This window comes from Nocardioides sp., assembly GCF_031422975.1.
Classification (GTDB): Bacteria; Actinomycetota; Actinomycetes; order Propionibacteriales; family Nocardioidaceae; genus Nocardioides.
In genome coordinates, this window is the sequence record NZ_JANPEO010000270.1 from 1 (window position 1) to 3,303 (window position 3,303).

Sequence of the window (3,303 nt, forward strand, 5' to 3'; positions counted from 1 at the left end):
GAAGCCATCGACGACTCGAGCTGGGCCAGGTAGGTCGCCTCGTTCCGGTTGGCGGTCATACGGCCACGCTCGCGGCGCCGCCCTGGAGCAGGTCCTCGAGGATCTCCAGCTTGTCCAGGATCGAGGTCTTGGCCTCGATGAAGTCGTTGATGGCCGATTCGATGGTCTCGATGATCGAGTAGACGAAGCGCACCTTCTTGATGATGCCGTTGATGTCGCTGTAGGCCGTCACCGCCCCGACGGCCCAACCGATGACCGGGGTGGCAGCCTCGGCAGCGAGCTTGAGCAGCTTCGTCGCGATGAAGTCGAGCGCCATGCCGATGCCGATGCAGGCGAGCTTGCAGACCGCCGAGATCGTCTTGACGTAGCCGCCCGTGAGCTCGAAGGCCGTGCTCAGTCCCATGCTGGCTGCCGTGGCGCCCGTCATGGCGAGGCGGAAGGAATCGCCCGACTCGCCCTGCCAGGTGGCCGGGGTGGTCGCGACCAGGCCGGCGTGATTGGCGCCGATGGCCATCGCCGCGTCGCCGGCGTGCTGCCAGGCCTGCGAGGCGCGGTAGATGCCCTGCCAGTCACCGGCGAGCGGGTGGTAGACGCAGCGGTCGAGGATGGAGAAGCCGACGAACTGCTCGGCCACCCAGTCGATGCCTCCCAGCAGGGTGCCCGCGCTCCAGCGCAGGTCCTGCACGAAGTTGTCCGGGGCCTGTGGCGAGACCAGGAAGCTCGAAGGGTCGGTGACCTCGGCGACCGAGGCGGCGCCGCCCCACTGGCTCACCTGGTTGACCAGGGAGCGGGCGTCGGAGACGGAGCCGGCGATGTTCTCGACGTTGCCGAGACGCTTCTGCCAGAAGTAGGAGTCGACGCTGCCGTAGTCCTCGGGGGCGCGCTCGCCCGCTGCTGGCAGGGTGGAGCCGCCCAGGTGGTGATGGCCGCCCGAGCCGGAACCACCGTGGCCGAGCTCAGCGATGAGTCGGCTGAAGACGTCCTTGACCCGGCCGTCCGCATCGGCCACGTCGGCGGCGGTGTCGCCGATCGCGACGGCCGTGGCGCGTTCGATCTCCTCGAGCACTCCGCACGCCTGGGTCGCGAGCGTGATCGCCGCCTTGGACAGCGGGTCGAAGAACCCGAGCAGGAACCCGGTCGAGTCGCTGATGTCGGCGTTGCTCTCGAGATAGCTGCTCATCGTGGCGGCGTGCGCCTGCTGACGCTCGACGACCTGCTGACTCAGGGACAGGGTCTCGTACGTGATGACCATGTTCATCGGTGGATCCTCGCGAACCGGCTCGGTCGATCTACGTCGACGGATGGAGTGGGGTGTGGCCGCTTCCTTCCCGCGATGCGTCCTCCGCAAACGGATGGAGGGCAACGGGCGGGCGCTCAACGCGGCGGGCACCGCCGACCTCGCGGCGCAGCACCCGTGGTCGAGCGAGACGATGGGGGAGCGGCAACACCCCCCGCGTAGGCTGGACCGGCCATGACCACCCCCACCGGGCAGACCGTCTACCTCGACCACGCCGCGACGACGCCGATGTTGCCGGCCGCGATCGAGGCGCTGACCGCGCACCTCAGCGAGGTGGGCAACGCCAACTCGTTGCACGCCTCGGGACGCAATGCGCGACGAGTCGTGGAGGAGGCGCGCGAGAGCATCGCGCGTGCCCTGGGCTGTCGTCCGGGCGACGTCGTGTTCACCTCCGGGGGCACCGAGTCCGACAACCTCGCACTCAAGGGCATCTACTGGGCCCGTCGCGCCGAGGACCCGCGTCGTGTCCGCATCCTCTCCACCGCGATCGAGCACCACGCGGTCCTCGACCCGCTGATCTGGCTCGGCGACGCGGAAGGGGCCGAGGTCGAGCTGATCCCTGTCGACCAGCATGCGCACCTGCGCCTCGACGCCCTCCGCGACGCAGTCGAGCGGGACCCGGCCAGCGTCGCCCTGATCTCGGTGATGTGGGCCAACAACGAGGTGGGCACCCTCCAGCCCATCGCCGAGGTCGTCGCCCTGGCCGCCGAGCACGGCATCCCGGTCCACACCGACGCAGTGCAGGCCATCGGCGCCGTACCCGTCGACTTCGCCGCCTCCGGCGTCGACGCGCTCAGCCTGACCGGCCACAAGGTCGGCGGCCCCTACGGCGCCGGTGCGCTGATCGTGCGCCGAGACCTGCAGGTCTCAGCGCTCGTGCACGGTGGCGGGCAGGAGCGCGACATCCGCAGCGGCACCCTCGATCCGCCGGCGATCGCGAGTCTGGCGGCCGCGATCGAGGCGTCGGTCAAGCACCAGGACGAGCATGCGAGCCGACTGAGGAGGCTGCGCGACGAGCTTGTACGCCGCGTGATCGAGGCCGTCCCCGACGCACACCTCCACGGTGATCCCGACCGGCGGCTGCCGGGCAACGCGCACATCGGCTTCCCCGGCTGCGAGGGCGACTCGCTGTTGATGCTGCTCGACGCGCGCGGGATCGAGTGCTCCACGGGCTCGGCCTGCAGCGCGGGCGTGCCCCAGCCCTCGCACGTGCTGCTCGCGATGGGATGTGACGACGACCAGGCCCGCCACTCGCTGCGGTTCTCGCTCGGCCATACCTCGACGGCAGCCGACGTGGATGCCCTCGTCGAGGCGATCGGCCCGGTTGTCCAGCGCGCCAGGACGGCCAAGACAGGGGTGCGCTGATGCGTGTCCTCGCTGCCATGTCGGGCGGCGTCGACTCCGCGGTCGCAGCCGCACGTGCCGTCGAGGCCGGGCACGACGTCACCGGCATCCACCTCGCACTCTCGCGCAACCCGAAGTCGTACCGCACCGGCGCCCGCGGCTGCTGCACGATCGAGGACAGCAACGACGCCCGCCGCGCCGCCGACATCATCGGCATCCCGTTCTACGTCTGGGACCTCTCCGAGCGCTTCCACGAGGACGTGGTCGAGGACTTCATGGACGAGTACGCCGCCGGCCGCACGCCCAACCCGTGCCTGCGCTGCAACGAGAAGATCAAGTTCGCCGCTGTCCTCGACCGCGGGCTGGCGCTCGGCTTCGAGGCCGTCGCCACCGGGCACTACGCCCAGCTCCGCACGGGTGCCGACGGCCTGATCGAGATGCATCGCGCGGTCGACATGGGCAAGGACCAGTCCTACGTCCTCGGCGTGCTGACCCAGGACCAGCTGGCGCACTCGCTGTTCCCGCTGGGCGACACGACCAAGCCGGTCGTCCCCCGAGAGGCCGCCCACCCCGGCCAGCTTGGGCCAGACCAACCCCCCAACCCCCACATCGGCGTCCTCGCCGACGGCGACAAAGCCCGGTGGCACAAAGAGACTCACCGC

2 protein-coding genes and 1 pseudogene are annotated in these 3,303 nt (G+C 70.1%); 2 read left to right on the top strand and 1 reads right to left on the bottom strand.

Annotated features, from left to right (window positions below; all coding sequences use genetic code 11):
• Window positions 1–55: 55 nt before the first annotated feature.
• The gene (locus RMO85_RS08040; RefSeq protein WP_310528212.1) at window positions 56–1,258 is read right to left on the bottom strand and encodes a hypothetical protein; all 1,203 of its coding nucleotides are present in this window, start codon (window positions 1,256–1,258) and stop codon (window positions 56–58) included.
• A gap of 213 nt (window positions 1,259–1,471) precedes the next feature.
• Here RMO85_RS08040 and RMO85_RS08045 point away from each other — a divergent pair, with 213 nt between their 5' ends.
• Window positions 1,472–2,662: a cysteine desulfurase family protein gene (locus RMO85_RS08045; RefSeq protein ID WP_310528213.1), complete on the top strand. Its 1,191-nt coding sequence runs from the start codon at window positions 1,472–1,474 to the stop codon at window positions 2,660–2,662.
• Window positions 2,662–3,303: pseudogene (locus tag RMO85_RS08050) on the top strand (tRNA 2-thiouridine(34) synthase MnmA); the annotation flags it as partial. The gene RMO85_RS08045 and the pseudogene RMO85_RS08050, both read left to right, overlap by 1 nt.

Bases quoted from the DNA above. Each gene is read 5' to 3' on its own strand.
- RMO85_RS08045 (WP_310528213.1), top strand. From the start codon at position 1,472: ATGACCACCCCCACCGGGCAGACCGTCTACCTCGACCACGCCGCGACG.
- RMO85_RS08040 (WP_310528212.1), bottom strand. From the start codon at position 1,258: ATGAACATGGTCATCACGTACGAGACCCTGTCCCTGAGTCAGCAGGTC.